General features: G+C 66.2%; 29 protein-coding genes. 7 read left to right on the top strand and 22 right to left on the bottom strand.

Annotated features, from left to right (window positions below; translation table 11 throughout):
* The 10 genes from mraY to BRX37_RS13220 all read right to left on the bottom strand — a co-directional run bounded on the left by mraY (position 1) and on the right by BRX37_RS13220 (position 10,464).
* Positions 1-1,074: a phospho-N-acetylmuramoyl-pentapeptide-transferase gene (gene mraY, locus BRX37_RS13265; RefSeq protein WP_017501213.1), complete on the bottom strand. Its 1,074-nt coding sequence runs from the start codon at positions 1,072-1,074 to the stop codon at positions 1-3.
* Positions 1,074-2,465 (bottom strand): UDP-N-acetylmuramoyl-tripeptide--D-alanyl-D-alanine ligase, encoded by a 1,392-nt coding sequence (locus BRX37_RS13260; protein WP_004207963.1) that lies wholly within the window; start codon positions 2,463-2,465, stop codon positions 1,074-1,076. The genes mraY and BRX37_RS13260 overlap by 1 nt, the downstream gene beginning before the upstream one ends.
* Positions 2,462-3,904 (bottom strand): UDP-N-acetylmuramoyl-L-alanyl-D-glutamate--2,6-diaminopimelate ligase, encoded by a 1,443-nt coding sequence (locus tag BRX37_RS13255; RefSeq protein ID WP_010336273.1) that lies wholly within the window; start codon positions 3,902-3,904, stop codon positions 2,462-2,464. The genes BRX37_RS13260 and BRX37_RS13255 overlap by 4 nt, the downstream gene beginning before the upstream one ends.
* On the bottom strand, positions 3,904-5,607 hold the full coding sequence (locus BRX37_RS13250) for a peptidoglycan D,D-transpeptidase FtsI family protein (RefSeq protein WP_004207965.1): 1,704 nt from the start codon (positions 5,605-5,607) through the stop codon (positions 3,904-3,906). Before BRX37_RS13250 ends, BRX37_RS13255 begins: the two co-directional genes overlap by 1 nt.
* Positions 5,607-6,260, bottom strand: coding sequence for a hypothetical protein (locus tag BRX37_RS13245; RefSeq protein WP_004207966.1), 654 nt, complete (start codon positions 6,258-6,260; stop codon positions 5,607-5,609). Before BRX37_RS13245 ends, BRX37_RS13250 begins: the two co-directional genes overlap by 1 nt.
* Complete coding sequence (gene rsmH / locus BRX37_RS13240; RefSeq protein WP_037517206.1) at positions 6,257-7,204, bottom strand: 16S rRNA (cytosine(1402)-N(4))-methyltransferase RsmH; 948 nt, start codon at positions 7,202-7,204, stop codon at positions 6,257-6,259. Before rsmH ends, BRX37_RS13245 begins: the two co-directional genes overlap by 4 nt.
* Entirely contained in the window at positions 7,201-7,698 is a 498-nt protein-coding gene (locus tag BRX37_RS13235) for a division/cell wall cluster transcriptional repressor MraZ (protein ID WP_125987507.1), read from the bottom strand. Before BRX37_RS13235 ends, rsmH begins: the two co-directional genes overlap by 4 nt.
* 183 nt (positions 7,699-7,881) lie before the next feature.
* Positions 7,882-9,075 (bottom strand): Gldg family protein, encoded by a 1,194-nt coding sequence (locus BRX37_RS13230; RefSeq protein ID WP_318276681.1) that lies wholly within the window; start codon positions 9,073-9,075, stop codon positions 7,882-7,884.
* 36 nt (positions 9,076-9,111) lie between these two features.
* Positions 9,112-9,429, bottom strand: a complete 318-nt coding sequence (locus tag BRX37_RS13225; RefSeq protein WP_004207970.1) for a hypothetical protein — start codon at positions 9,427-9,429, stop codon at positions 9,112-9,114.
* A gap of 42 nt (positions 9,430-9,471) precedes the next feature.
* A complete protein-coding gene (locus BRX37_RS13220) occupies positions 9,472-10,464 on the bottom strand; it encodes a cysteine synthase A (protein WP_010336269.1) in 993 nt (330 codons plus the stop codon).
* A gap of 198 nt (positions 10,465-10,662) precedes the next feature.
* Between BRX37_RS13220 and BRX37_RS13215 the strand changes: the two genes are divergently transcribed.
* Positions 10,663-11,640 carry a cell wall hydrolase gene (locus tag BRX37_RS13215; protein WP_125987550.1) on the top strand — a complete coding sequence of 326 codons (978 nt, stop codon included), beginning with the start codon at positions 10,663-10,665 and terminating at the stop codon, positions 11,638-11,640.
* A gap of 372 nt (positions 11,641-12,012) precedes the next feature.
* On the top strand, positions 12,013-12,141 hold the full coding sequence (locus BRX37_RS13210) for an entericidin A/B family lipoprotein (protein WP_004207973.1): 129 nt from the start codon (positions 12,013-12,015) through the stop codon (positions 12,139-12,141).
* A 35-nt stretch (positions 12,142-12,176) separates the two neighbouring features.
* Here BRX37_RS13210 and tatC read toward each other — a convergent pair whose 3' ends face one another.
* From tatC to BRX37_RS13165, 9 genes are all read right to left on the bottom strand, one after another.
* Complete coding sequence (tatC, locus tag BRX37_RS13205; protein WP_017501221.1) at positions 12,177-12,968, bottom strand: twin-arginine translocase subunit TatC; 792 nt, start codon at positions 12,966-12,968, stop codon at positions 12,177-12,179.
* Positions 12,965-13,429 carry a twin-arginine translocase TatA/TatE family subunit gene (locus BRX37_RS13200; protein WP_125987502.1) on the bottom strand — a complete coding sequence of 155 codons (465 nt, stop codon included), beginning with the start codon at positions 13,427-13,429 and terminating at the stop codon, positions 12,965-12,967. The genes tatC and BRX37_RS13200 overlap by 4 nt, the downstream gene beginning before the upstream one ends.
* Positions 13,430-13,455: 26 nt before the next feature.
* On the bottom strand, positions 13,456-13,695 hold the full coding sequence (locus tag BRX37_RS13195; RefSeq protein ID WP_004207976.1) for a twin-arginine translocase TatA/TatE family subunit: 240 nt from the start codon (positions 13,693-13,695) through the stop codon (positions 13,456-13,458).
* 28 nt (positions 13,696-13,723) lie between these two features.
* A complete protein-coding gene (scpB, locus tag BRX37_RS13190) occupies positions 13,724-14,305 on the bottom strand; it encodes an SMC-Scp complex subunit ScpB (protein ID WP_010336265.1) in 582 nt (193 codons plus the stop codon).
* Positions 14,306-14,313: 8 nt separating this feature from the next.
* The gene (locus BRX37_RS13185) at positions 14,314-15,096 is read right to left on the bottom strand and encodes a segregation and condensation protein A (protein WP_125987500.1); all 783 of its coding nucleotides are present in this window, start codon (positions 15,094-15,096) and stop codon (positions 14,314-14,316) included.
* 17 nt (positions 15,097-15,113) lie between these two features.
* Positions 15,114-16,124 (bottom strand): beta-N-acetylhexosaminidase, encoded by a 1,011-nt coding sequence (gene nagZ / locus BRX37_RS13180; RefSeq protein ID WP_125987498.1) that lies wholly within the window; start codon positions 16,122-16,124, stop codon positions 15,114-15,116.
* Positions 16,125-16,179: 55 nt separating this feature from the next.
* The gene (locus BRX37_RS13175) at positions 16,180-16,899 is read right to left on the bottom strand and encodes an SPOR domain-containing protein (protein WP_004207980.1); all 720 of its coding nucleotides are present in this window, start codon (positions 16,897-16,899) and stop codon (positions 16,180-16,182) included.
* Between the two features lie 19 nt (positions 16,900-16,918).
* Positions 16,919-18,646, bottom strand: coding sequence for an arginine--tRNA ligase (gene argS, locus BRX37_RS13170; protein WP_125987496.1), 1,728 nt, complete (start codon positions 18,644-18,646; stop codon positions 16,919-16,921).
* A 129-nt stretch (positions 18,647-18,775) separates the two neighbouring features.
* On the bottom strand, positions 18,776-19,384 hold the full coding sequence (locus BRX37_RS13165) for a hypothetical protein (protein ID WP_010336260.1): 609 nt from the start codon (positions 19,382-19,384) through the stop codon (positions 18,776-18,778).
* Between the two features lie 167 nt (positions 19,385-19,551).
* On the opposite strand from BRX37_RS13165, the gene ispH reads away from it, so the two are divergent.
* From ispH to rnhA, 3 genes are read left to right on the top strand one after another with little or no spacing between them, the layout of a single operon-like run.
* Positions 19,552-20,511, top strand: a complete 960-nt coding sequence (gene ispH, locus BRX37_RS13160; protein WP_125987494.1) for a 4-hydroxy-3-methylbut-2-enyl diphosphate reductase — start codon at positions 19,552-19,554, stop codon at positions 20,509-20,511.
* 5 nt (positions 20,512-20,516) lie between these two features.
* On the top strand, positions 20,517-21,494 hold the full coding sequence (gene thrB / locus BRX37_RS13155; RefSeq protein ID WP_125987492.1) for a homoserine kinase: 978 nt from the start codon (positions 20,517-20,519) through the stop codon (positions 21,492-21,494).
* The gene (gene rnhA / locus BRX37_RS13150; protein ID WP_004207986.1) at positions 21,491-21,937 is read left to right on the top strand and encodes a ribonuclease HI; all 447 of its coding nucleotides are present in this window, start codon (positions 21,491-21,493) and stop codon (positions 21,935-21,937) included. Before thrB ends, rnhA begins: the two co-directional genes overlap by 4 nt.
* A 39-nt stretch (positions 21,938-21,976) precedes the next feature.
* Here the strand turns inward: rnhA and BRX37_RS13145 are convergent, their stop codons facing one another.
* From BRX37_RS13145 to BRX37_RS13135, 3 genes are read right to left on the bottom strand one after another with little or no spacing between them, the layout of a single operon-like run.
* Entirely contained in the window at positions 21,977-22,153 is a 177-nt protein-coding gene (locus BRX37_RS13145) for a YegP family protein (protein ID WP_004207987.1), read from the bottom strand.
* A 21-nt stretch (positions 22,154-22,174) separates the two neighbouring features.
* A complete protein-coding gene (locus tag BRX37_RS13140; RefSeq protein ID WP_125987490.1) occupies positions 22,175-23,278 on the bottom strand; it encodes an NAD(P)/FAD-dependent oxidoreductase in 1,104 nt (367 codons plus the stop codon).
* A complete protein-coding gene (locus tag BRX37_RS13135) occupies positions 23,275-24,228 on the bottom strand; it encodes an alpha/beta fold hydrolase (protein WP_125987488.1) in 954 nt (317 codons plus the stop codon). Before BRX37_RS13135 ends, BRX37_RS13140 begins: the two co-directional genes overlap by 4 nt.
* A gap of 49 nt (positions 24,229-24,277) precedes the next feature.
* On the opposite strand from BRX37_RS13135, the gene BRX37_RS13130 reads away from it, so the two are divergent.
* Positions 24,278-24,751, top strand: coding sequence for an A24 family peptidase (locus BRX37_RS13130; protein WP_125987486.1), 474 nt, complete (start codon positions 24,278-24,280; stop codon positions 24,749-24,751).
* 51 nt (positions 24,752-24,802) lie between these two features.
* Entirely contained in the window at positions 24,803-25,816 is a 1,014-nt protein-coding gene (gene cpaB, locus BRX37_RS13125) for a Flp pilus assembly protein CpaB (protein ID WP_125987484.1), read from the top strand.

Here is a 25,816-nt window from a genome sequence, read left to right as displayed (position 1 = left end):
TTACCTCAGCTTCAGCGTGGCAAGGCCGGCGAGTGCCAGCACGAAGGAGATGATCCAGAAGCGGATCACCACGGTCGGCTCGGCCCAGCCAAGCTGTTCGAAATGATGGTGGATCGGCGCCATCTTGAACACGCGCTTGCCGGTCCGCTTGTAGAAGAAGACCTGGATGATGACCGACAGTGCCTCGACCACGAACAGGCCGCCGACGACGCCCAACACGATTTCATGATGGGCGGTGACCGCGATCACGCCGATCGTCCCGCCCAGCGCCAGACTGCCGGTATCGCCCATGAAGACGGCAGCCGGCGGCGCGTTGAACCAGAGGAAGGCCAGCCCCGCGCCGATGATCGCCCCGCACAATATGGTGAGGTTGCCCGCGCCCGGCACATGCGGGATGCCCAGATAGGTGGCGAAGTCCGCGCGACCGACCAGATAGACGATCGCCATGAACGCCATGCAGGCGATGATGACCGGCATGGTGGCGAGGCCATCGAGCCCGTCGGTCAGGTTCACCGCATTGCCGAAGGCGACGATGACGAAGGCGGCGAACAGGAAATAGAAAGGCCCAAGCTCGATCGCAGGCCCATTGTAGAAGGGCACGTAGAGCGCGGTGTTGCCATGCTGGTTGACGATCATCCAGGCGGCGAAACCGGCGATCAGGAACTCGAAGGCCAGGCGCATCTTGGCCGACAGCCCCTTGTGGCTGGCCTTGGTCACCTTGTCATAATCGTCGAGGAAGCCGATCGCGCCGAAACCCAGCGTCACGAACAGGCAGGCCCAGACATAGGTGGAGGACAGGTCCATCCACAGCAGCACCGATACAACCATGGAGGTCAGGATCATCAGGCCGCCCATGGTCGGCGTGCCGCGCTTGGCCAGATGGCTCTGCGGCCCGTCACTGCGGATCGGCTGCCCCTTGCCCTGGCGCACGCGCAGCCAGCCGATGAATTTGGGGCCGATGACGAGGCCGATGATCAGCGCGGTCGCAATCGCCGCCCCCGCCCGGAAGGACAGGTAGCGGATGAGGTTGAAGGCCCCCGCAAAATCCAGGGTCTGGGCAAGCCAGTACAGCATCAGTCTTTATCTCCGTCGCGGGCGGCATCGCCAAGGGCGGCGACCAGGCGGGACAGCCCGATGCCATTGGAGCCCTTGACCAGGATCGCGTCACCCGCACGCATTTCCTTGTTGATCAGATCGGTGGCCGACGCGGCGTCCGGCACATGGTCGAAGGCGACGAGGCCGCCAAGGGCGTCGGCCAGCGGCGCCATCTCCTCGCCCACCAATATCGCATAGTCGACGCCATTCTCGCTCAACGGTTGCGAGAGTGCGGCGTGCAGTTCGGTGCTGCGGCTGCCCAGTTCGCGCATGCCACCCAGCACGGCGATGCGGCGGTCGGCCTGCTCGCGCCCCAATTGCTTGAGCGTCGCCGCCATGCTCAAGGGGTTGGCGTTATAGCTTTCGTCGATCAGCAGCGCTTCGCCACCCGCCACCGGCAGGATGCGGCGCGCGCCGCGTCCGGGCAGACCCGGCATTTCCGCCAGCGCCAGGCCCGCAGCGGCCAGATCGCCGCCCAGCGCCTCGACCGCGGCCAGCACGGCGAGCGAATTGGACACCCAATGGTCGCCCGGCGCGCCGACGGTGAAGCAAAGCTCCACCCCCGGCAGCGCAGCGGTCACCAGCGTGCCGCCACCCGGCGCCGGCACCGTATCGCGCACGAAAATATCCGCCTCCGGGCTGAAGCCGAAGGTCAGGATATGATCGGCATGACGCTCCGCCTTGCCATAGAGGGTCGCGACATGCGGGCTGTCATAGGGAATGACAGCGGTGCCGCCCGGCTCCAGACCTTCGAAAATCTCGGCCTTGGCTTCGGCGATCTTTTCCTCGGTCCCGAAAAATTCGATATGGGCCGGCGCGATGGCGGTGACGATCGCCACGTTCGGGCGTACCTGCCGTGTCAGCGCAGCCAGTTCGCCGGCATGGTTCATGCCCATTTCGAACACGCCATAGGCCGCATCGCGCGGCATCCGCGCCAGGCTCAGCGGCACGCCGACATGGTTGTTATAGCTTTTGACCGACCGATGGACGCCGCCCGGACAGGCCCGTTCAAGGGCATGGAACAGCGCTTCCTTGGTGCCGGTCTTGCCGACCGAGCCGGTCACGCCGATGATCTTCGCGTTGCTGCGCTTGCGCGATGCACGGCCCAGCGCCTCCAGCGCGGCGGCACTGTCGGCCACCAGCACATGGGGATAATCGACCGGTTCGCTGACGATCGCGCCGGCCGCGCCCTGGGCAAAGGCCTTGTCTACGAACTTGTGGCCGTCGGTCGTTTCGCCCTTCATCGCGACGAACAGGTCGCCCGCGCCCACCTCGCGACTGTCGAAGGCGACGCCAGAAACGGCGAACGGCGCCGACACGGCGCCGCCCGTAGCGTCTGCGATCTCGGCCGAGGTCCAGAGATCGCTCAACCCGCGCACTCCCGTGCCACGGTGACATCGTCAAAGGGTAGCACCCGGTCGCCGATGATCTGGCCCTGCTCATGCCCCTTGCCGGCGAGCAGGACGATATCGTCGCCCCCCGCCTGGCCGATGGCGGCGGCGATCGCCGCGCGGCGCCCGCCAATTTCCTCCGCCCCCGGCGCGCCCGCCATCACGGCGGCGCGGATCGCGGAGGGTTCTTCCGAACGGGGATTGTCGTCGGTCACGATGACATGGTCGGCCAGATCCGCCGCGACCTTGCCCATCAGCGGACGCTTGCCGGCATCGCGATCGCCACCCGCGCCGAACAGCGCGATCAGCTTGCCCCTGGTATGGGGACGCAGTGCCTCGATCGCGGCGCGCAGGCCGTCGGGCGTATGGGCATAGTCGACATAGACGGGCGCGCCCGCCTTGCTGATGACCGCGCGTTCCAGACGGCCGCGCACCGGCTGAACCCGCCCCAGCAATTCCAGAACCTTAGCGGTATCGCCGCCGGTCGCGATGACCAGACCGGCCGCCGTCAGCGCATTGGCCGCCTGATAGGCACCGATCAGCGGCAGATTGACCTTGTAGAGCTTGCCATCGGCTTCGATTTCCAGCGTCTGGCCCAACTGGGTCGGGGTGCGGTTGGCAAGACGCAATGCCTGCCCCTGCACCCCGACGCTCAGCACACGAAGCCCCCGCTTCGTAGCCCGCTGGATCGCCTTGTCCGACCATTCATCGTCGGCCCAGATCACGGCCGCGCCGCCGTCGCCCACGACTTCGTCGAACAGGCGCATCTTGGCGTCGAAATAGCTGTCCATGTCGCCATGATAATCGAGATGATCGCGCGACAGGTTGGTGAAGGCGCCGGCCGCAACCGGCAGCCCCTCGGTGCGATACTGGTCGAGGCCATGGCTCGACGCCTCGAACGCGGCATGGGTGATGCCCTCGCGCTTGAGGCCCGACATGTTGGCGAGGAAAGTGACGATGTCCGGCGTGGTGAGGCCAGTCGACACCTGATCGACCGAGGTGGTGACGCCCAGCGTCCCGATCGAGGCCGACTTGTGGCCCAGCATTCGCCACAACTGGCGCGCCAGTTCGACCGTGCTGGTCTTGCCATTGGTGCCGGTGACGGCGACGGTCACATCAGGGAATGGCGCGAAATAGCGCGCGGCCAGTTGCGCGAACAGGCGGCGGGGATTGGCGTCGGCGATATGCACCGCGCCCTCGACCTTCGCCTCCGGCCGGGCGACGATCGCGACCGCGCCCGCCTTCACCGCGTCGGCAATAAAATCCTCGCCATTGACGCGCAGGCCCTGAAAGGCACCGAAGATGGTGCCCGGCGCAACCTTGCGATTGTCGATGGCAAAACCCGTCACGGACGTGTCGAGGCCGGTGTTGCCACCGACCTCGACGCCCAGCTCCTCGATTAGCGACCCGAGGCGCATCACTCTGTCTCCTTGTCGCCGTGCAACAGCGGCATCAAATCCGAAATATCCACGTCCCGCCGCTCGTCCGGCATTACGCCAAGCATCGGCCCGGTGCGCTCCACCACCCGCTTCACCACTGGCGCCGCCGTCCATGCAGCGGTGCGCAGGCCATATTGGCCCGTCGCCTCGTCCATCGTGACGAGAACCACATAGCGGGGATTGTCCATCGGGAAGGCGGAAGCGAAAGTCGTCACCAGCGAAGTCTTGTTGTAGCGCCCTTCCTGGGGCTTTTCAGCGGAACCCGTCTTGCCGCCCACCCGGAATCCCTTGGCGTCGGCGCTACGCCCTGTACCCGCCGACACGATCATCCGCAACAGCTGGCGCATGCGCGCGCTGGTCGCGGCGGAAAAGACCCGGCGCCCCTCGGGCACTTCATCGGCCTTGAGCTTGCGGATCGTCGCCGGGCGCCAGATGCCGCCATTGACCAGCGCCGCATAGGCCGCCGCCAGATGCAGCGGCGTCACCGCGATGCCATGGCCGTAGGACGTGGTCATGCTGGTGATCCGGCCCCAATTGGTCGGCCACAGGCCACCGGCACGCTCATTGAACTCGATCGGCGCACGCTGGTCGAAATCCAGGCTGCGGAACAGCTTCTGCAGCGGCGCGGCGCCCATTTCGTCGGCGATCCGGGCGGTACCGATGTTGGAGCTGTGGACCAGGATTTCCGGCACGTTGATCCAGCGGCCAAGCGAGTGGTCGTCCTTGATGCGGAAGCCGCCAACGGCCAGCGGCGCGGTCGCGTCATAGCGCTTGCTCATCGATGTCACGACGCCCGCATCCATGGCCGCCGCGATCGACAGCGGCTTGAACGCCGAACCCAGCTCATAGCGGGCCTGCACCATATGGTTGCAGAGCGGCGATTCGGAGCAGCGCTTGCCGGCATAATTTTGCAGCTTGTTGGGATCGAACACCGGGATCGATGCCATGGCGATCACTTCGCCGGTATTGACGTCCAGGATAATGCCACCGGCGCCCTTGGCCCGTGTCTGGACCAACTGGGCATACAGCTCGCTTTCCAGCGCGCCCTGCACCCGGCTGTCGATCGACATGGCGAAGGGCCGGCTACGCTGCGCCGGATCGATCATCCGATCATTGAACGCAGCCTCCACGCCCATGCCGCCCTTGCCCTCGGCATTGGGCGCAAAGCCGAGAATATGCGCGGCCAGCGTGCGCTGGGGATAGAGGCGCTCCTTCTCGCGCGGAAATTCGATGCCGATCTCGCCCAGCGCGTTCACCGCCGCCACTTCCTCGGGCAGCGCACGGCGGCGCAGATAGGCCCAGCCGCGCCCCCTCAGCTTCTTGGCGAAGACTGCCTCGGACTCATCCGGGAAGATTTCGTGCAGCTTGCGCGCCAGCTCGTCGGGATCACCGATCAGCTTGGACGGGCGCACCGCGATCGAATAGGCGTCCATGGTCCGCGCCAGCGGCACGCCATTGCGGTCAACAATGTCCGCGCGCGCCGGGGTGAAGCCCGACAATCCATCGCCATTGCCGTTGCCGCTCGCAAAAATGCCGACCCAGGTCAGACGCAGGATCAGCACGGCCGTGATCATCATGAACAGGATCAACAGCAACATCAGGCGATTATGCGCGATTGCCGTCAGGTTGACCCGCTGCCGCCCGGCACGGGCGCCGCCCGGCTGGACGATGATCGTGGCCATTAGCGGCCTCCCTTTCGCTCGCGCGCCGCACGCGCACTGAGGTCACCCATGGTGCTGTCGTCCAGCAGCTTGGCGTCCAGCATCGCCATGCGCTCGGCCCGGCGCGCGACCGGATTGGGCCGCGACACGTCCGCGTCGGCCTTGGCACGCTGTTCGGCCAGCTTCACCGGCGCGGCGGGCTTGGCCAGCTTCTCGACATTGTCGGCGGCATGCGCCTCGCGGATCACGGCGATATCGCTGCGGATCTGGCTGGCGGCGGGGCTGGCCGGCGCGGCCTGCGGCGCGGACGGCAGATCGGCCGGCGTCTCGACCATCGCCACCATCACCGGCGGTGCGACATAGTCCGGGCCATTGGGCTGGACGCCATCCAGATGCGCCAGCGCCTGTTCGCCCGCCAGATACTGGCCGGCGGTCGGCGTCGCATACATGAAATCGTCCTGGTTCCACCGCTCCAGCTGGCGCATGCTGGCGCGGGCGCTGAACTCGGTTTCCAGATAGCGGATATCGCCGCGCGCCTGCGCGATCTGCATCCGCACCCGCATCACGTCATTGCGCTCGGTCGCGACCTTCAAGGAGACGAGATAGGCGCCGAGCGCGCCCAGCGCGACCAGCAACACCCAGATCAGGCTCTGCAATCTCTTGACCGCGATCATGGCCGGGCACTCCGATGGGCATTGGCAACAGGGGCGCCGGTCCGCACGGCGCTGCGCAGGGTGGCGGAACGGGCACGCGGATTGCGCGCCAGTTCCGTTTCGCCAGGCTTTACGGCCTTGGCGGGCTTTTCGAATGCAGGCGCAGCCTCGGCCTTCTTCTCGGGCAGGTGACGCGATCCGCCCGCCTCGCTGCCGCTGCGCTTGCGCAGGAACTGCTTGACGATGCGGTCCTCCAGACTGTGGAAGGTCACGATCGCAAGGCGGCCGCCCGGCTCCAGCAGCGCTTCCGCCGCTTCGAGCGCGCGCTCGAGCTCCTCCAGTTCGCGATTCACATGGATGCGGATCGCCTGGAAAGTGCGGGTCGAGGGATCCTTCTTGTCATGCGGCTTGTAGCCCAGCGCCCGGCGCACCACGGCAGCAAGCTGCCCGGTCCGCTCCAGCGGCCGCGCATCGACGATCGCGCGGGCAACCCGGCGCGAACGCGGCTCCTCGCCATAGCGATAGATGACGTCGGCAATATCCTCTTCCGCGGCGGTGTTGAGGAAATCGGCCGCGCTCATGCCGCCCTGACTCATCGTCATGTCGAGCGGGCCGTCCGCCTGGAAGGAGAAACCGCGTTCAGGCCGGTCGAGCTGCATCGACGACACGCCGATATCCAGCGTGATGCCCGACACGCTGCTGACGCCACGTTCGGCCAGCAGCTCCTCCATCCGCGAAAATTCGCCGGGGATCAGCGTGATACCCTTTTCATCGGCCAGGGCCTGCCCTTCCCGGATCGCATCGGGGTCGCGATCAAAGGCAAAGACCTGCGCGCCAGCTGCCGCCATGGCGCTGGAATAGCCGCCCGCGCCGAAGGTGCCGTCGACATGTCGCTCGCCTGGGGTAATGGCGAGCGCATCGAGCACTTCGGTCAGGAGGACAGGGATATGCGGCGCGGCGCTCACTTGCCGCCCTCCGCTGCGCGCTGTTCCAGCCAGCGGCGCACCTTGTTGCGGATCAGCGCAGGGCGATCCGGGCTTTCGACCAGCGCCTCGGGCTTCCAGATCTGGAAATAACGGCCAACGCCATAGAAGAACACGACGTCGGTGATACCGGCCTCTTCCTTGATATCGGGGTGCAGGAAGAAGCGGCCACCCTCGTCGAAATTCACGTCCTCGATCGTGCCCAGGCGATTCTCGCGCTCCAGGTCACCATTGAACGGGCGATTGGCGGCGCGCGCCTCGCGCTCCAGCTCATTCACTTCCTCGAACAGGAACAGCTTGTGGGACAGGCCGAAGCCGGTGGCGCAGCCATTGTCCATATGGACCGACAGGCACAGACGGTTTTCGCCGCTGCTCGCCAGCTTCACCTGGCGGCGCATCTCCAGGGGCAGCACGAAACGGCCCTTGCCGTCCGCGACGCTGAACGCGTTGCCCGAATAGAGAATGACGTCCGACACGCTGGAAATTCGCCCCTTTTAAGCAGGGCGCAGGCTTCCCGTCGCCGGAATCGCGTTTTCGAATCCCGGCGCAAGACTCTCGCAAAGCCTGACTAACCCCAATGTTGGAATATCTACCAAGCATGAGGCGGCCTGCAAAGGGAAATGTTGGGTGAAGCTGGGAAAAGCCGGTCAGAAACGGGATTAACCGTTTTTTCCTCCTTTCACCAGCTTATTTTCACTTTTTGTTCTCATTCCATTCCGCCCGGAACGACGGCGCAGCAGCATCAGACCCAGTATCGCCCAGCCTGTCCCAGCCAGAAGCGCCGATCGCAGCCCCAGCCGGACATCCGCGACATCCCGCATCCAGCGACGGCCATCCGGCATCTCCGCCCCCAGCCATTGCGCCACCAGCGCCGGCGTATCGGCGCTCCAGGCGCGCAGATCGAGCGGCCGCGCCGGATCGGCCAGCCACAGCCGGTCGTCGATCAGGTCCGCGTCGCCCAGCAGCAGCACCTCCCCGCGCCCGATCCTCAGCGGCAGCGGAACAGCCGCCACCTGCCCGCCCGATGACAGGGGTTGCATCCCGGCCATCGTCAAAAGCCGCCCATCGGGCAGGAAATGGCGTATTTCCTGGTCTCGCACGGCCCCGCCCCGCACACCCCAATGCGCCAACAAGGGACCAAGCGTGCCGACCATCGGCGCCCGGCGCCGGTCACCCAGCGGAAGATCGGACGGCCAGCGCAGACGCGGATCGGTGAGCAGCAGCAACCGGCCACCATCCCGGACCCAGCGATCAAGCGCGACCAGCGCCTGCGGCGTCATCGGTCGGGGCTGCGCCAGCAGCAGGACGGGGGCGCCGGATGCGGCCAGTGCCCGCACATCATCGATCGGCCGCACCTCGAACCGGCTGCGCAGCAGCGTCACGATCGGCGCGTCCCGCCTTGTCCCAGCCCCCCCCTCTTCCCAGAAGAGCGGCAGCGCGGTGATGACGGCGAGCAGCGGACGATCAGGCTGGGAGGAAATGGGACGGGCCGGCCCGACGCCGAGCAGCAGCAGCGCCGCGGCCAATGCGATACATGCCGACAACCAGCGCCGCTGCCACAGCAACGCGCCACCAGCGGCCGCGGCCAGTGCCAGCAGCAGCAAGCCGATCATGGCCCAGGGGTCAGAAATGCGTGCAGCAGCCAATGCGCAGAAGAGCAGCGCCATCCCGGCACCACCCAGCCCCACCCACAGTGCATGCAGAAAGTCGTGCCGCGCCAGCCACCACCCCGTCGGCACGAGCAACAGCAGCGCCGGCCAGCCCCAGCACCAGGGGTCTGCCTGCCCCGTGCGCCAGGCAACCGCTAAACCGGCGAGCAGCATCAGCGTCGCCGGCAGCAACAGGGTGAGCAATCGCGAAAGACAGCGAACGAACGACATCATCGCCCGTCAGGGCGTCTGCGGCGTGGGTTCCTGGTCCATCGGCTTGCGGATCTTGGGATCGGGCTGCAGATCGGGGACGATCGGCGCCATTTCCGGCGCGGGTTGCACCCCCAGTTCGGCGAGCGGCTCCTTGGGCGTGGTGGCGGCGACAGCGGCATTGACGTCGATCGTCGGCACGGCCGGCGGCGCGGACGCAATATCGTCCACCCGCGCCTTGTCGATGACGATGTTCGCCAGCCCGACCAGCAGGACAACGCCTGCCAGGCCGGTCAGCCCTATCTGAACGCGCTGCAACCCCTCCTGTCGGCGGGAATGATCAGCCATGAACATGCTCTATTTTATGCCGCCGCGACCCGTGTCGGCCCGTCAATTGTGCGCGAGCCAGGGGAATATCGTCAAGCCCTTCGATTCGAGCCACTGCCGGTTGTAGAGGGTCGACAGATAGCGGAAGCCGGTATCGCACAGGATTGTCGCGATTTTCTTGCCCGGCCCAAGCTGTTTCGCGAGCGCAACGGCACCCGCGACATTGATGCCCGACGACAGACCCAGGCACAGCCCCTCCTCGGCCAGCAGGCGGCGGACCCACTCCAGCCCTTCCTCGTCGGAAATGCGGAACTGGGTGTCGATCGGCGCGCCTTCCAGATTGGCGGTGATGCGCCCCTGGCCGATGCCTTCAGCGACCGAATTGCCCTCGGCCTTCAACTCGCCATGGGCGTAGTAATTATAGAGCGCCGCGCCATGGGGATCGGCGAGGCCGATGACGATATTCTCGTCATGCGCCTTGAGGCCGAGGCCCACGCCCGCGATCGTGCCGCCGGTGCCGGCCGCACAGATGAAGCCGTCGATCCGGCCTTCCATCTGGGTCCAGATTTCCTCGGCCGTGCCGACGATATGCGCCTTGCGATTGGCGATATTGTCGAACTGGTTGGCCCAGATCGCGCCTTCCGTTTCCTCCGCTAGGCGGCGCGAGGTGTGGACGAAATGACCGGGGTTGGAATAGGGCGCCGCCGGCACCGTCACCAGTTCCGCGCCCAGCGCGCGAAGCGTGTCCATCTTTTCCCGGCTCTGCGTCTCGGGCATGACGATGATCGACTTGTACCCCTTGGCATTGGCGACCAGCGCCAGGCCGATGCCGGTATTACCGGCCGTCCCCTCGACGATCGTGCCGCCGGGCTTCAGCAGCCCCTTCTCCTCGGCATCATTGACGATGAACAGGGCGGCGCGATCCTTCACCGACGCGCCGGGATTGGCGAATTCGCACTTGGCGTAGATATCGCATCCGGTGGCTTCGGACGGACCGGCGAGACGCACCATCGGGGTATTACCGATCAGGGCGAGGCTATCTTTCTGGAGCAGCATGCACCCCGCATAGCGGAGCCGATACGTGCTTGCCAAGCAAGGGAATGCTGCACCACGAAAAGAGCCGGTTTGCCCCGGCTTTGCGCGCCGGTTGCCCGCCCCCGATCCGGGGCCGACCCGATTCCGTGGAGGAATTGGAAAGGAAAATCGGCTATGGCCAAGGCCGCGCGGCAATCGGGCCCGCTCGATACCGGCTGGATGATGCGGCTTTCGCGACAACAGGAACGATGGATCTGGCATGGCGGCCTGGGCGCGGTGGCGCTTGCGGTGCTGGTCGTGCCGCATCTCATCACCGCCGCGCCGCTCGACATGCTGGCCGAGGATCATCATGGCCCCGGCCCAGCCGAACAGGCGGGCGCCAATTTCCCCGGCTCCGCCTTCTTCTATGCCGAAGGCGCCTTTGATCCCGCCCCCGGCGCGCTAACCATCCAGAGCCCGCATGTCATGGGCCTGGCCGAGGTGAAGACCGCCCCCGCGACCATCTTCCGCGGCCTCACCGCAACCGACAGCTATCGCGCGCTCAACTGTCTGACATCGGCCATCTATTATGAAGCCGGGAATGAGCCGGAGGAGGGCCAGCGCGCCGTGGCGCAGGTGGTATTGAACCGCGTGCGCAGCCCGCTCTGGCCCAACAGCGTCTGCGGCGTGGTCTACCAGGGGTCGGAACGCACCGACTTCCACTGCCAGTTCACCTTCAGCTGCGATGGCGCCATGGCCCGCCTGCCCAACGCCGTCGCCTGGGTCCGCGCGCGCGGCATCGCGCAGCAGGCGCTGTCGGGCAAAGCCTATGCCCCGGTGGGCCTTGCCACCCATTATCATACGCTGGCCGTCCGCCCGGCCTGGTCCGCCACGCTGCAGCCGGTTGCCGTGATCGGCGCCCATATTTTCTATCGCGGCATGGGCTTCAACGGCACGCCCGCCGCCTTCGGCGACGCCTATGCGGGGCGCGAACTGATATCCGGCCCTGCCCGCCGGATCTGGCCGGTCCAGCCGGTGACGCCCGTCGAACTGATGAGCGCGGGACCGGCAACCGCCTATGTGCCCCTGCCGACGGTCGCGCCCTCCACGCCGGCGACGCAGCCCGCGCCCGCAGCGCCCCTTGCCGCGCCGATCGACAATCTGCCGGAATCGACGATCCGTCCCGAATATCGCAACAGCGGCCGGCCGCTCGGTTGAACCGCACCATCTTTTTGCGCTCGCCTGGGGAGATTATTTTAGGTTAATATCCAATCAACCAGCGAAATGCCTGAAAACAAGGGCAATTAAAATTCGCGATCAGGAGCGGAAATCGGGAACCACCCGCTTTGCCGCTCGTTCTGCATTTCGGATAGCAAATCTTTTGCCCCCCGCTCTTGCTATCCAAAAAATATGAGCCCGGAACGCATCATCCCCCCCCCCGACGCGTTCCGGGCTCAGACTTTTTCGGGCCACCCTCCCTCATCGTCGAACCAGCGTCAGCCGGCGGAACCCTTCCCGTCCAGGCGTGTTCTCCAGCGGTCACCGATATGGCTCGCCATGCGGTCGGCCGAATTTCGGAAGGAGAAACCGATGACCAAGACAATCGTCACCGCCCTGCTGCTCACCGGCTCGCTGCTGGTATCCGCCTGCAACACGGTGGAAGGCGCTGGCAGGGACGTGCAGAGCGCCGGCAAGGCCGTCGAGAAGTCGGCCAACTGATCAGATAAAAAGGCCCGCGTTTCGCGGGCCTTTTCTTATGCGGAAACTTCCTCTGCCGCCGCTTCTGCGGCGGCCCGTTTCGCCTGGCTGCGATCGGTGAACCAGATCGCGACCAGCGTGATTTCGTAGAGCAGCAGCAGCGGGATGGCGAGCATCAGCTGCGACACCACATCCGGCGGGGTCAGCACCGCGGCCAGGATGAAGGCGCCGACGATCATGTAGCGGCGCATGCCTTTGAGCTGGTCGCGCGACACGAAGCCGGCCCGGTTGAGCAGCATCAGCAGCACCGGCAACAGGAAACAGATGCCAAAGGCCAGGATGAACTGCATCACCAGGCCCAGATAGCTGTCCGCGCTCGGCAGCGCCTCGATCTGCAGCCCGCTTGCATCCCCCTGATAGCCCAGGAAGAAATGGAAGGCGGTCGGCATCACCACGAAATAGGCCAGGCTCGCGCCCAGCGCGAACAGGAAGGGCGTGGCGATCAGGAACGGCAGCAGCGCCTTCTTTTCCTTCGCATACAGGCCCGGCGCGACGAACGCCCAGAGCTGGTTGGCGATGATCGGGAAGGACAGGCAGAACGCACCGAAGGCCGCGATCTTGATCTGCACGAAAAAGGCTTCGTAGAGCTTGGTATAGACCAGCTTGCCGCCGGCGTCGCCAAAGGCCTCCTTGAGCGGATGGACCAGGATGGCAAAGAGCTGTTCGGAGAAATAGAAACAGATCCCCCCGGTGATGAACAGCGCATAGACGCATTTGAGCAGGCGGCTGCGCAGCTCGATCAGATGGTCCAGCAAGGGCGCCTTGCTGTCGTCAATCTCGCCGATCATGCCGCCGCATCCCCCTGCTTGGGCGCCACCGGCTCCTCGGCGACATAGGGCGGCTTGTCCGCCACCGGCGGCGGCGCGGCCTCCGCCACATAGGGCGGTGCATCGACAGCGGGGGCCGCCGGCGCTTCCGCCACATAAGGCGGCTTGTCGTCTACAGCCGAAGCAGCGGGCGCATCGCTGGCCGAAGCATGCTCGATGACCTGGGTTTCGGAAACCTGGGTCTCGGGCGGATGCTCGGCCATGATGCGCTTATTCTGCTCGGCCCATTTCTTTTCCAGTTCCTCCAGCTCGACTTCCCGCACCATGGCATCAATGCCGGTGCGGAAATGCCGGGCCATGCCCTGGGCCTTCCCCACGATCTGCCCCACCTTGTAGAGCGCGCGCGGAAGATCCTTCGGGCCGATCACGATCACCGCAATGATCACGATCACCAGAAATTCGGTCGAATCGATGCCAAACATGCGCGACTACCAGCCTGCGTTAGAGATCAGGCCTTGGTCTTTTCTTCGGTTGCGCTCGGCGCATCCTGTTCGGGCACGCGATGACCCTCGATCCGGGTCGCGGGCTTTGCCGGCGTCGCGTCATCCTCGTCGTCGGCCATGCCCTTCTTGAAGCTCTTGATGCCCTTGGCCACGTCACCCATCAGGCCGGAAATCCGGCCGCCACCGAACAGCAGCATGACGACCAGGAGCACGATCACCCAGTGCATCAGCGAGAAAGAACCCATTTTCACATACTCCTGAAAGGAGGCCTTTCTAGGCCTCTTCCTCATCCTTTTCCAGAACGGATTGACCGCCCAGACCCTCCAGCGCCAAATCCACCGGATCCAGCAACCCCGCAGCCCGCAAATCGTCCAGACCCGGCAAGTCCCGGCGGCTGCTAAGGCCAAAATGTGACAGAAACTCTACGCTGGTCGCATAGATGAGCGGGCGACCCGGCACTTCGCGCCGCCCCACCGGACGCACCCATCCGGCCTCCATCAGCACATCCAGCGTGCCCTTGGCCACCTGAACCCCGCGAATCGCCTCGATCTCCGCGCGGCTCACCGGCTCATGATAGGCGATGATCGCCAGCGTCTCCATCGCCGCGCGGGACAGCTTGCGCGTCTCGTCCCGTTCCCGCCGCAAGATATGCGCCAGGTCGGCCGCCGTCTGGAAATGCCAGCGTCCGCCCCGCTCGACCAGATTGACGCCGCGCCCGGCATAATCCTGCGCCAACCCGGCCAGCGTCGCGGGCAGGTCGCCGCCATCACCGACATGGGCGCGCAGTTCGGCGGGCGTCAGCGGCTCCTCCGACGCGAACAAGGCCGCCTCCACCGCGCGCGCGAAATCATCCATCTCCCGGATCACCGCAACTGCTCCCATTGATCGCCCGACAGCGCCGCCCGCAGATAGATCGGCTCGAATATTCCGTCCTGCCTTATGTCCACCCGCCCTTGCTTGGCCAGTTCCAGCATCGCCACGAAGCTGCTGGCCAGCGCCGATTTCGCCATCGGTCCGTCGCGATCGTCGGGCAGGAAGGATTCCAGGGCCGTCCAGTCGAGCGCCGATCCGACCAGCGCACTCACCCGCTGGATCGCCTCGTCCAGGGTCATCACCGGCCGCACCGCGACCATATGCACCACGGGCTGGTTACGCGCGCGGATCTGGCCATAGGCCTGGATCAGATCATAAAGGCTGGCGCTCCACTTCGCCCGCCGCACCATGTGCAGCCCCTCGGGCCGGGGGCGGACGAATACGTCGCGCCCGATTCGATCGCCGGCCATCAGCCGCGCGCCGGCCTCGCGCATGGCGTGCAGCCGTTGCAGCCGCAATTGCAGGCGTAGCGCCATTTCCTCGGGACTGGGCTCGGGCTGCGCTTCCTTGGGCAGCAGCATCGCCGATTTGAGATAGGCGAGCCAGGCCGCCATCACCAGATAGTCGGCCGCCAGTTCCAGCTTCAACTGCCGCGCGCCATCGACATAGGCCAGATATTGCTCGACCAGCGCCAGGATGGAGATTTCGCGCAGGTCGACCTTCTGCGTCCGCGCCAGCGCCAGCAACAGGTCGAGCGGCCCCTCCCAGCTTTCGAAGCTGACGGTCAGGACCTCGGCGGGCGTCGCAGCCGGGGCGGTGAAGAGATCGTCCATCGCCCCCGCGTCCGCGATCAGGCCGGAACCAGCGCCAGCAACGTATCGCGGGTCGCCAGCAACTCCTCGAACGGCGGCAGGTCGGCGACATGGGCCGACGCCATCGCCCGATCGAGCCGCGCCCGCGCAGCCGGCGTGATCTCCGGCAGCAGATTGGCAATGCCGACCATATCGTCCATCCGCCCCCAGCAATTGAGCGCCAGGTCGCACCCGGCCGCGACCACGCCGGCGGCCAGTTCGGGAATCGAGCCCTTGAGCGCCTTCATGTCGAGATCGTCGGACATCAGCAGCCCGTCAAAGCCGATGCGCTGGCGAATAATCTCCTCGATCACGATCGGCGACAGGCTGGCCGGCCGGTCGGCATCCCAGGCGGTGTAGACGACATGGGCGGTCATGCCCATCGGTGCGTCCTTGAGCGCACGGAACGGCGCCAGGTCGGTTTCCAGTTCTTCCGTCCCGGCATGGACGACCGGCAGTTCCAGATGGCTGTCGACCAGCGCCCGGCCATGGCCAGGCATATGCTTGACGATGCCCACGACATTGCCGTCGGCCAGCCCCTCGATCACGGCCCGGCCAAGCGCCGCGACGCGCATCGGCTCGGCGCCCAGCGTCCGGTCGCCCATGATGTCGCTCGCGCCCGCCTGCCGCACGTCCAGCAGTGGCAGCGCATCCACCGTGATGCCAACCTCCGCCAGCGTCAGCGCCAGAGCCCGCGCATTGGCCCGCGCCGCCGCGATCGCGCTGGACGGCGCAATGTCATAGAGGCGGTCGAACACGGCGCCGGCGGGAAAGCTGGGCCAGACCGGCGCCTGCATCCGCGCGACCCGGCCGCCCTCCTGATCGATCATGATCAGCAGGTCGTCGCGCCCGTGCAGCGCGCGCAATTCGTCGGTCAGCGCCCGCACCTGCGCGCGATCGGCGATGTTGCGCTTGAACAAAATATAGCCGGCCGGCTGCGCCTCGGCAAAGAAGGCGCGCTCGTCGGCGGTCAGGGTTTCGCCGGATAGGCCGAAGATGACGGGTTTCATGACGCCGATGCTAATGACTAAGGCGCGGGCTGTCGACGCCCGCGCCCTGTTTGGGTCAATTGACGATGATGCAGCTTTCGCCCGCGACCTTCAGCTTGCCGCAGACGGTGCCCGCCTGCCCGCCGGCGCTGGCGCGCAGACGATAGACGGTGCTGCCGCCCACTTCGGCCGGCTCGACCGACATGGCGAGCGGCGCCAGATAGGCAAAGCGCTTCGACAGGCGCCCCCAGGCATCCTTGGCGCCCGACGCGCTGCCATAGGCGCCCAACTGGATGACGCCGCTGCCGGCCGCCTTGGGCGCGGCGGCCTTGGGCGCGGCCCTGGTCTCGTCCTCGACCTTGGCGGTGACGCTCTGCGCGGGCTTGGCGGGAACAGCGGGTTTGGTGCCTGCGGGGGCAGCGCCGGTCGGGGTGATCGGCGCCTCGGGCACGCGGCTCGGGTCGATCTGGCCATCGCGGGCCACGCCCTCGCTCGCGGCGAAGCTGGCATCGCCCTCGCCCTGGAACTTCTTGGCGTCCGCTTCCTTGGCCGCGATCTTGTAGTCGCCCTGCGGCGCGGCGATCAGTTGCCCCTCGCCCGCGCCGCCGCCATTGCGGTTCTGCAGCCACCACATGCCCGCAACCACCGCGCCGATCAGCACCAGCCCCAGGATGATGAGGCCCAGCAGGCGCAAGGGCGAAATCCGCTCCTCATCCGCCTCGTCGAGCGCAGGTTCCAGCCAGGGCAGCCGGTCCTCGTCATCGAGGTCAAGTCGCCCACGTGCATAGTCACCCATTATCGAAACTCCGCTCGGCTCACTGCATTTCGGTCAGCGCGACCACGCCCATCAGGGCAAGGCCGTTGCGGATGATCTGCCCGATTCCGCGGCTCAAGAAAAGCCGGGCCGAGGTGAGGGCCGGATCGTCCGCCAGCACGACGCGCGCGCGCGGATCATCATTGCCCATATTCCACCAGCCATGGAATGCCGAAGCCAAGTCATTGAGATAGAAGGCAATACGATGCGGTTCGCGGGCCTGCGCCGATCCTTCGACAACGCGCGGGAACTGCGCTGCCAGCTTCACCAGGCTCAGCTCCGCCGTCCCAAGCAGGGACAGGTCGGGCGCGGGAAGGTCGATCCCGGCCTCCTCTGCACGGCGGCCGAGCGAGGAAATACGGGCATGGGCATATTGCACATAGAAGACCGGATTATCCTTCGACGCTTCCACCACCTTGGCGAAATCGAAGTCCATCTGGGCATCGGCCTTGCGCGTCAGCATGGTGAAGCGGACGACATCCTTGCCCACTTCGCGCACGACATCGGCCAGCGTCACGAAATTGCCGGCGCGCTTGGACATCTTCACCGGCTCGCCATCGCGCAGCAGGCGGACCATCTGGATCAGCTTCACGTCGAACCGCGCCTTGCCCTCGGTCAGGGCGGCGACGGCGGCCTGGATGCGCTTCACCGTGCCGGCATGGTCCGCGCCCCAGATGTCGATTAGCTGATCGGCGGTCTGGGCCTTCTGGAAATGATAGGCCATGTCGGCGCCGAAATAGGTCCAGCTGCCATTCGACTTCTTGATCGGCCGATCCTGGTCGTCGCCAAACCTGGTCGAACGGAACAGCGGCAATTCCACCGCCTCCCAATCGTCGGGCAGTTCGCCCTTGGGCGCTTCCAGCACGCCATCATAGACCAGGTCATGCGCGCGCAGCCAGGCTTCGGCCTCGGCCGGCTTGCCTGCCGCCTGCAATTCCGCCTCCGACGAGAAGATGTCGTGGTGGATGCCCAGCAGCGCGAGATCGCTGCGGATCATGTCCATCATCTTCGCGACGGCAAAGGTGCGGAACAGGACCAGCCAGTCGGCTTCGGGTGCGCCGACGAACTTGTCGCCATATTCGGCGGCCAGCGCCTGCCCCACCGGCACCAGATAATCGCCGGGATAGAGGCCTTCGGGGATCGCGCCGACATCCTCGCCCAGCGCTTCGCGATAGCGGATATGCGCGGAACGGGCGAGCACATCCACCTGGCCGCCCGCATCATTGATATAATATTCGCGGATCACCTTGTGCCCGGCATATTCCAGCAGGGTGGCGAGCGCGTCGCCGACCACCGCGCCGCGGCAATGGCCCATATGCATGGGACCGGTGGGGTTGGCCGAGACATATTCGACGTTCACGGTCGTGCCCGCGCCGAAATCGGACCGGCCATAATCGGCGGCTTCGGCATGGATCGCCGCCAGTTCGGCGCGCCAGGTCGGGTCGGTCAGGGTCAGGTTGATGAAGCCGGGGCCGGCGATGCTGGCTGCCTCGACCTCGTCCAGCGCCTGCAGCTTGGTCACGATCGCATCGGCCAGCGCGCGCGGATTGGTGCCGGCGGGCTTGGCCAGCACCATCGCGGCGTTGGTGGCCAGGTCGCCATGGCTGGGATCGCGCGGCGGCTCCACCGTCACCGGCTTGCGGTTGAGGCCGGCGGGCAGCGTGCCTTCAGCCTCCAGCGCGTCGAGCACGGCATCGAGATGGGCGGTGAAACGGGTGTAAAGGGACACGGGCATTTCCTTCAACTCCGTTCGCCCTGAGCGAAGTCGAAGGGCCAGGCTGAACGGAGTGAAGCACTTCGCTTCGCTCAGTGGCGGGCTTCGACTTCGCTCAGCCCGAACGGAAACAAATCAACGGGCTTAACGGGTCGCGTTATATTTGAGCTGATCCTGGGTCAGGTTGAAACCCACGAGCAGCTCGAAGCTGGTTCGCTGCAGCGCCGCCTTGACGTCCGGCTGGGCGAAGGGGTCGATCGCGGCATCCGCGTCGCCTGCCTTGCGCTTCTGCGTGATCTTCTGCTGAATTTCCGGCGGCAGCGTGGCCGATGCCTTGTCGACATAGGAACCGGCCGTCGCGGTCGCGGTCGCGCGATATTCGCCCGGCGCGAAGTTCAGCGTCACCTGGCCGATCCGCTTGGCGACGACGGCGCTGCCGCCGCGCACGATCGCCGAGAAATAGGGCAAGGTCACCTGGCGCGCGGCGCTGGCGTCGTTGCGACGCGCATTCACCACGAAGGTCGCCTGGGTATAAAGCTGGGCGCCATCGGAACAGGTCGAGCGCAGATCGGTGATGTTCGCCACCACGTCGATCGCGGAAGCATCGCGGCTCTGGGCCGGATTGAACAGGGTCACGTCACCGGTATAGGCCGGGATTGCAGCCACCGGGCAAGCCGAACGCACCGTGACGATACCGCCCGTCGGGTCGATTTCCCCCCGGCGAGAACAGCCGGCAAGGGCAAGGGCGAGCATTCCGGTCAACGCAATTCGGGACAATGTCACAGGCAGCAATTCCTCAGCATGCCCCTTGGACAGAGGCGTCCGGCTTCCTTATCCATCCCCCGCCGCCCACGCAACACAAAGCGCGGTGATTTGCGTTGGCCCTTCCTTCGGGCGCGACATTGCCCTAAGCCGCGCCCATGACGCAGAGCCCCGCCCCTCGCCCGCCGATGACCCTGTTGATCGCTGCCCCGCGCGGCTTCTGTGCCGGTGTCGACCGCGCCATCATCATCGTCGAGCGCGCGATCGAGAAATATGGCGCGCCGGTCTATGTCCGCCATGAAATCGTCCACAACAAGTTCGTGGTCGACAGCCTGAAGGACAAGGGCGCGATCTTCGTTGAGGAACTGGACCAGGTGCCCGACGGCGTGCCGGTGGTCTTTTCCGCCCATGGCGTGCCCAAGGCGGTGCCGGCCAAGGCGGAGGAGCGCGGCCTCGACTATCTCGACGCCACCTGCCCGCTGGTCAGCAAGGTGCATCGCCAGGCCGAACGCATGGTGACCGCCGGTCGCCACATCCTGTTCATCGGCCACAAGGGCCATCCGGAGGTGATCGGCACCTTCGGCCAGGTGCCCGAGGGGACGATGACGCTGATCGAAACGGTCGAGGATGCCGAGGCGCTGGCGCCTGTTGACGCCGACAATCTCGCCTTCCTGACCCAGACGACCCTGTCGGTCGACGACACCGCCGCGATCGTCGCCACGCTGGAGCGCCGCTTCCCCGCGATCATCGCGCCCAAGGGCGAGGATATCTGCTACGCGACGTCGAACCGCCAGACGGCGGTCAAGGCGATCGCTGCCCGCTGCGACGCCGTCTATGTGATCGGCGCGCCCAACAGTTCCAACTCGCTGCGCCTGGTCGAAGTCGCCGAGCGCGAGGGCACCCCCGCCCGCCTGATCCAGCGCGCCGAGGAGATCGACTTTGCCTGGCTGGAGGGCGTGACGACGCTCGGCCTCACCGCCGGCGCCTCCGCGCCCGAAATATTGGTGCGCGAAGTCGTCGACCGGATTGCGGAGCGCTTCGCCGTGACCGAGGAACAGGTGGAAACGGCGCAGGAGAATATCTCCTTCAAGCTGCCGCGCGGACTGGAGGTCGCATAACCCCCATGGCCGTTTATACGCATGTTCCCGCCGAAGAAATTGACGCCTTCCTCACCCGCTATGATGCCGGTCGGCTGGTGTCCGCCAAGGGCATCGCCGAAGGGGTGGAAAACAGCAATTATCTGCTCGAAACCACCGGCGCCGACGGAAGCGGCCACCGCTATATCCTGACCCTCTATGAAAAGCGGGTGGATGAGGCGGACCTGCCCTTCTTCATGGACCTGCTCGACCATCTGGGCGCGCGCGGCTGCCTGGTGCCGCGCTTCATCGCCGACACCGATGGCAAGCGCCTGCAACAGCTGGGCGGGCGCCCGGCCTGCCTGATCGAATTCCTGACCGGCATTTCCGTGACCGAACCGACCCCGGCGCAGGCGCGCGCCTGCGGCGTGGCGCTGGGCGAACTGCACAAGGCGGCGCAGGGGTTTGCCGGCGAACGGCGCAATGCGCTCGACAAGGATGGCTGGCACGCGCTGGCCGCCAAGTGTGGCGATGATTTCGACCAGATTGCGCCGGGCCTTGGCGCCCGCGTGGCGGAGGAACTGGCCTTTCTCGACGCCCACTGGCCGGCCGATCTGCCGCGTTCGGTGATCCATGCCGACCTGTTCCCGGACAATGTCCTGATGCTGGGCGATGACGTCACCGGCCTCATCGACTTCTATTTCAGCTGCACCGACATTCGCGCCTATGATCTGGCCGTCACCCACAGCGCCTGGTGCTTCAGCAATGACGGCGCCACCTGGTATGGCGACCGCGCGGCCGCGATCGGCGCAGGCTATGCCGCCGCCCATGGCCTGACCGACACGGAAAGGGCCGCCTTTCCGATCCTGTGCCGCGGCGCAGCGCTGCGCTTCCTGCTGACCCGCGCCTATGACTGGATCAACACGCCCGCCGATGCACTGGTGACCCGCAAGGATCCGCTCGCCTATCTGCGCCGCATGGATTTCTACGCCAAGGCCGACCCGGCGGAGCTGCTCGGCGCATGAGCGACCTGCCCCAAGTCCAGATCTTCACCGACGGCGCGTGCAAGGGCAATCCTGGTCCGGGCGGCTGGGGCGCGGTGCTGCGCTTTGGCGACCAGGAGAAGGAAATCTCCGGCGGCGAGGCGATGACCACCAACAACCGCATGGAGATGATGGCAGCCGTCGAAGCGCTCAACACGCTCAAGAAGCCGTGCCAGGTGACGCTCTACACCGACAGCAAATATGTCATGGACGGCATCACCAAATGGATCTTCGGCTGGCAGAAGCGCGGCTGGAAGACGGCCGACAACAAGCCGGTCAAGAATGTCGAGATCTGGCAGGAACTGGTGAAGGCCGCCGCCCGGCACAAGCTGACATGGCAATGGGTCAAGGGCCATGCCGGCCACCCGGAAAATGAGCGGGCCGATGCCCTCGCCTGCGCCGCGGCGGAAAGCTTCCGCAAATAGGATACGGACGGGGAGGTCAGCCTCCCCGCGCCGCACGGATTATTCGGCTTCTTCGATCGGCGCGCCGGGGCCGTTCTTCAGGATCGACTCGATCGCATTCTTCGCGCTCGCCTTGGAGCTGTAGCCCTCGGTCCAGAAGATGATCTCGGCATTATATTTGAACTTGGCCACGAACTCGCCGGCCTTGTTCTTCTCGATCACGAACTTGTGCGCCATCATGCTCTCCTGCTGGTTGCGCTATCGAAACCGTTCGGGAGCATAAGCAGCGATATCGAGGCTGGCAATCGCCTGCGGCATGACCGCGCCGGTCAACAGGCTGGCGCCCAGCGCCGCCGCCGCCGGCGCGGTCTGGATACCGAAACCGCCCTGCCCGGCGAACCAGAAGAAACCCTCGACCGCCGGCTCGAAGCCATAGACCGGCACCCGGTCCGGCGCGAAACTGCGCAGGCCGGCCCATTTGCGCTCGACCGCCGCGATCCGCCAGTCGACCGCCGCCTGGAACCGGTCGATGGCCTGCGCGATCGCCAGTTCCTCGGGCGCGGCATCGCAGGGGGGCGAAGCGACCTCGTCATGCGGCGTCAGCCAGATCCGCCCCTGCCCCTCGGGCTTGAAATAGAAGCCGCCCTGCATGTCCATCACCAGCGGCATTTCGTCGGCCGGCATATCCTCCAGCCGCAACTGCACGACCGTCCGGCGATAGGGCGTGATGCCGACCGGCGCGACACCGCAGGCCACAGCGACATCATCCGCCCAAGCCCCGGCGGCATTGACCAGCAGGCCGCATTCGATCGGCCCGTCACGGGTCTCGATCCGCCAGCCATCGCCCTGTCGTTCGGCGCGCTCCAGCCTGGCCCCCAGCCGCATTTCGCCGCCCAGCTTGCGGAACCGGCTCAGATAGGCCTGATGCAGCGCCGCGACATCGATGTCGCGGCAACTCGGCTCCAGCACGCCCAGCACCCAGTCGGGCCGCAAGCCCGGCACCAGGCTCGCCGGCGCCACCGGCTGCAATTCGACCGCCCCGGCAAAATCGGCCAGCAGCGCGTCGCGCAGCCGTTCGTCCCCGGCCCGGCCGATATGCAGCGTGCGGCGCGGGGAGAGGAAGGAGCCGTCGAAGAAATCGGGATCGGGCGACTCCAGCAGCCCGCCCGAGGCCGTGGTCAGCGGCTGGACCACCGGCCCGCCATAGGTTTCTTCCCAGAAGGCGACCGATCGCCCCGTCGCATGATAGCCGGCACTGTCTTCCATCTCCAGGATCAGCACCCGCGCCGTTTCCGCCAGCGCCGCGCCCAGGCTGGCGCCCGCGATCCCGCCACCGACAATCACGATATCGGGTCTGTTCAACGGGCAACCTCATCCAGGAAACGGTCGATCCGCCCCAGCGCATCGAGCCGCACCGGGTCGAGCTCGCGCAAAATTTCATGCGCGGCCTCGCGCCCATAGACATGCAGGCGGGCATCGGGCAAGCGCGCCGCAATCCGCCGGATGGCCGGCGTCGCCACCAGCCGGTCGCGACAGGCGGCCAGGACCAGGGTCGGCGTCGCGATTCGCTCCGGCCCGTTTCCCGCCTCCAAGGCGCGAGTCGACTCGAGCGCCAGCCGCACCCAGTTCCAGCTTGGCGGCCCCAGCGCAATGTCCCGGCTATGGTCCCGCCACCAGATTTCATCGGCGTAGCGATCGGGATCATGGGTCAGCCGCTTCTGCCGCATCTGGCGCTGCCGCTCGCTCTCTTCCTTCTGTGTCCAGGCCCGCTTTTCCCCCTGGCCGATCGCGCACATGAAATTGGCGATCGCCACCGCCAGCCAGCGCGGCAAGGGGGCCGTATGCAGCCCCAGCATCGGCGCTACCGCCACGGCCGCATCGGGTTCGGGCAGGCCTTCAGCCAGCGCCCGCAACAGCATATGCCCGCCCATGCTGTGGCCCAACATGACCGTCGGGCCACGGCCCTCCGCGCGCCAATCATTTGAAAGCGCGCGCAAATCGGCAATCCACCGGGCGAAGTCGTCGATATGGCCGCACAGTGGATCATCGGTCAGCCGGCCCGACCCGCCCTGTCCGCGCCAGTCGAAACTGGTCACCGCCCAGCCGCGCTGCGCCCAGTGGTGGATCACCTCCAGATATTTCTCGATCATGTCGCCGCGACCGTTGAGGATCAGCATCCGGCCACGGGTGCCAGCGCCCAGCCGATAGCGGCGGATCGGCCAGCCGTCGGGCGCCTGCCAATAATCGAGCTGGCCACCCATCGGCCAGGCACGACGGTCAAGGGCGGGCGACGGGAAGATCGGCGAATCCATGGGCCATGGTTACGGTTTGGTAAGCCATATGGTCTAGTGCCTGACCCTCATGTTGGGGGAATATTTCAGACTGGCGCTGATCGCCGCACTGGGCATCCTGCTGATCGCAGCCGCGATCACGGACCTGCGCGCGCGCATCATCTCCAACCGGCTGAACCTGGGCGTCGCCGCCCTGGCGCCACTATGGTGGATCGCCTGCGGCTTGCCGCTCTGGCCGGGCGTGGCGGTGCAGTTGCTGGTCGGCCTGCTGGTCTTCGTCCTGTTCGCCGCGCTGTTCGCGTTCGGCATGATGGGCGGGGGCGATGTGAAGCTGCTCGGCGCGCTGGCGCTGTGGTTTCCGTGGCAGGCGGTGCTGACCCTGTTGACGCTGATGGCGATTCTGGGCGGGGCTGTGACGATCGTCACGGTGATCCACCACCGCCTCCGCCGGAAGCAGGGCCAACCCGAAATACCGTACGGCGTAGCCATATCGATCGCCGCCCTTTGGTTACTTGGCGAACGATATCTTAACCAATTTGCGTGATGATTGGGCCCCTGGGGGCAGGCCGCCCATTTGAGAAAGGCGAGTTTCGTCATGGATGCTAAGAAGATCGTGCTGCTGGTGGGGGCGCTAATCATAGCGGTCACTACAGCCTTGCTTGCGCGCAGCATGCTGAGTTCTTCATCTACGCCGCAGGTGAACGCGGCCGCAATGCCGAACGAGGCGGACCAGCCGCATGTTCTGGTAGCGACCAAGGCCCTGCCGGTGGGGACCATCCTGGACGCGGAAAGCTTCCGCTTCCAGCCCTGGCCCAAGGATCTGATCGAGGCGGCCTATTATCTCAAGGGCCAGGCCGATCCGCTCAAGCTTGCAGGCAGCGTGGTGCGCAACGCGATCACCGCCGGCCAGCCGCTGACCCAGGGCGCCGTCATCCGTCCGGGTGACCGTGGCTTCCTGGCCGCGGCCCTCGGCCCCGGCATGCGCGCCGTCACCGTGCCGGTCTCGGCCCAGAATGCGGTTGCCGGCTTCGTCTTCCCTGGCGACCGCATCGACCTGGTGCTGACCCAGACGGTTTCCGGCGGCGGCGATGGCGCCCCGCTCAAGGTTTCGGAAACGATCCTGCGCAACCTGCGCGTGCTCGCCACCGACCAGCGGACCGACGCCATGGGTCCCGATGGCAAGCCCGTCGTCCAGACCTATTCCAACGTCACGGTCGAAGTGACGCCCAAGATCGCCGAAAAGCTCGCCGTGTCGCAGACCATCGGCTCGCTGTCGCTGTCGCTGCGCTCGATCGCGGATACCGCATCGGACCTTGACGCTGCCATTGCCGGCTCTGACGTCGACCTGCCCGATGGCAGCAATCCGGGTTCGGAAAAGTCGATCATTGCCAAGATCGCGGCCCGCCCGGTCGATCGTGGCTCCACCTATTCCACGGGCGCCGACGTGTCGCGCTACCAGCGCAGCAGCGTCCCGGCCAAGCCTGATGCGGCCATGCCCGCGATGGCAGCTCCGGGTGGCGCACCGGTCGGCACGGCCGTCTTCAAGGGGCCGACCGTCCGCATCGCCCGCGGCACCAATGTGACCGAAGTTCCGGTCGGGGGGAAGTAA

Origin of the sequence: Sphingomonas sp. S-NIH.Pt3_0716 (genome assembly GCF_003950715.1) — a bacterium.
GTDB lineage: Bacteria > Pseudomonadota > Alphaproteobacteria > Sphingomonadales > Sphingomonadaceae > Sphingobium > Sphingobium yanoikuyae_A.
The sequence above is the reverse complement of the archived record's forward strand: the minus strand, read 5'-3'. Positions and strand labels throughout refer to the sequence as shown.

Bases quoted from the DNA above. Each gene is read 5' to 3' on its own strand.
- BRX37_RS13145 (WP_004207987.1), bottom strand. From the start codon at position 22,153: ATGGCGCACAAGTTCGTGATCGAGAAGAACAAGGCCGGCGAGTTCGTG.
- rnhA (WP_004207986.1), top strand. From the start codon at position 21,491: ATGAGCGACCTGCCCCAAGTCCAGATCTTCACCGACGGCGCGTGCAAG.
- tatC (WP_017501221.1), bottom strand. From the start codon at position 12,968: ATGATCGGCGAGATTGACGACAGCAAGGCGCCCTTGCTGGACCATCTG.
- BRX37_RS13195 (WP_004207976.1), bottom strand. From the start codon at position 13,695: ATGGGTTCTTTCTCGCTGATGCACTGGGTGATCGTGCTCCTGGTCGTC.
- thrB (WP_125987492.1), top strand. From the start codon at position 20,517: ATGGCCGTTTATACGCATGTTCCCGCCGAAGAAATTGACGCCTTCCTC.
- BRX37_RS13250 (WP_004207965.1), bottom strand. From the start codon at position 5,607: ATGGCCACGATCATCGTCCAGCCGGGCGGCGCCCGTGCCGGGCGGCAG.
- BRX37_RS13255 (WP_010336273.1), bottom strand. From the start codon at position 3,904: ATGCGCCTCGGGTCGCTAATCGAGGAGCTGGGCGTCGAGGTCGGTGGC.
- BRX37_RS13165 (WP_010336260.1), bottom strand. From the start codon at position 19,384: ATGCTCGCCCTTGCCCTTGCCGGCTGTTCTCGCCGGGGGGAAATCGAC.
- scpB (WP_010336265.1), bottom strand. From the start codon at position 14,305: ATGGATGATTTCGCGCGCGCGGTGGAGGCGGCCTTGTTCGCGTCGGAG.
- BRX37_RS13215 (WP_125987550.1), top strand. From the start codon at position 10,663: ATGATGCGGCTTTCGCGACAACAGGAACGATGGATCTGGCATGGCGGC.
- BRX37_RS13210 (WP_004207973.1), top strand. From the start codon at position 12,013: ATGACCAAGACAATCGTCACCGCCCTGCTGCTCACCGGCTCGCTGCTG.
- mraY (WP_017501213.1), bottom strand. From the start codon at position 1,074: ATGCTGTACTGGCTTGCCCAGACCCTGGATTTTGCGGGGGCCTTCAAC.
- BRX37_RS13130 (WP_125987486.1), top strand. From the start codon at position 24,278: ATGTTGGGGGAATATTTCAGACTGGCGCTGATCGCCGCACTGGGCATC.
- BRX37_RS13200 (WP_125987502.1), bottom strand. From the start codon at position 13,429: ATGTTTGGCATCGATTCGACCGAATTTCTGGTGATCGTGATCATTGCG.
- BRX37_RS13185 (WP_125987500.1), bottom strand. From the start codon at position 15,096: ATGGACGATCTCTTCACCGCCCCGGCTGCGACGCCCGCCGAGGTCCTG.
- ispH (WP_125987494.1), top strand. From the start codon at position 19,552: ATGACGCAGAGCCCCGCCCCTCGCCCGCCGATGACCCTGTTGATCGCT.
- BRX37_RS13220 (WP_010336269.1), bottom strand. From the start codon at position 10,464: ATGCTGCTCCAGAAAGATAGCCTCGCCCTGATCGGTAATACCCCGATG.
- BRX37_RS13135 (WP_125987488.1), bottom strand. From the start codon at position 24,228: ATGGATTCGCCGATCTTCCCGTCGCCCGCCCTTGACCGTCGTGCCTGG.
- BRX37_RS13225 (WP_004207970.1), bottom strand. From the start codon at position 9,429: ATGGCTGATCATTCCCGCCGACAGGAGGGGTTGCAGCGCGTTCAGATA.
- BRX37_RS13245 (WP_004207966.1), bottom strand. From the start codon at position 6,260: ATGATCGCGGTCAAGAGATTGCAGAGCCTGATCTGGGTGTTGCTGGTC.
- BRX37_RS13175 (WP_004207980.1), bottom strand. From the start codon at position 16,899: ATGGGTGACTATGCACGTGGGCGACTTGACCTCGATGACGAGGACCGG.
- cpaB (WP_125987484.1), top strand. From the start codon at position 24,803: ATGGATGCTAAGAAGATCGTGCTGCTGGTGGGGGCGCTAATCATAGCG.
- nagZ (WP_125987498.1), bottom strand. From the start codon at position 16,124: ATGAAACCCGTCATCTTCGGCCTATCCGGCGAAACCCTGACCGCCGAC.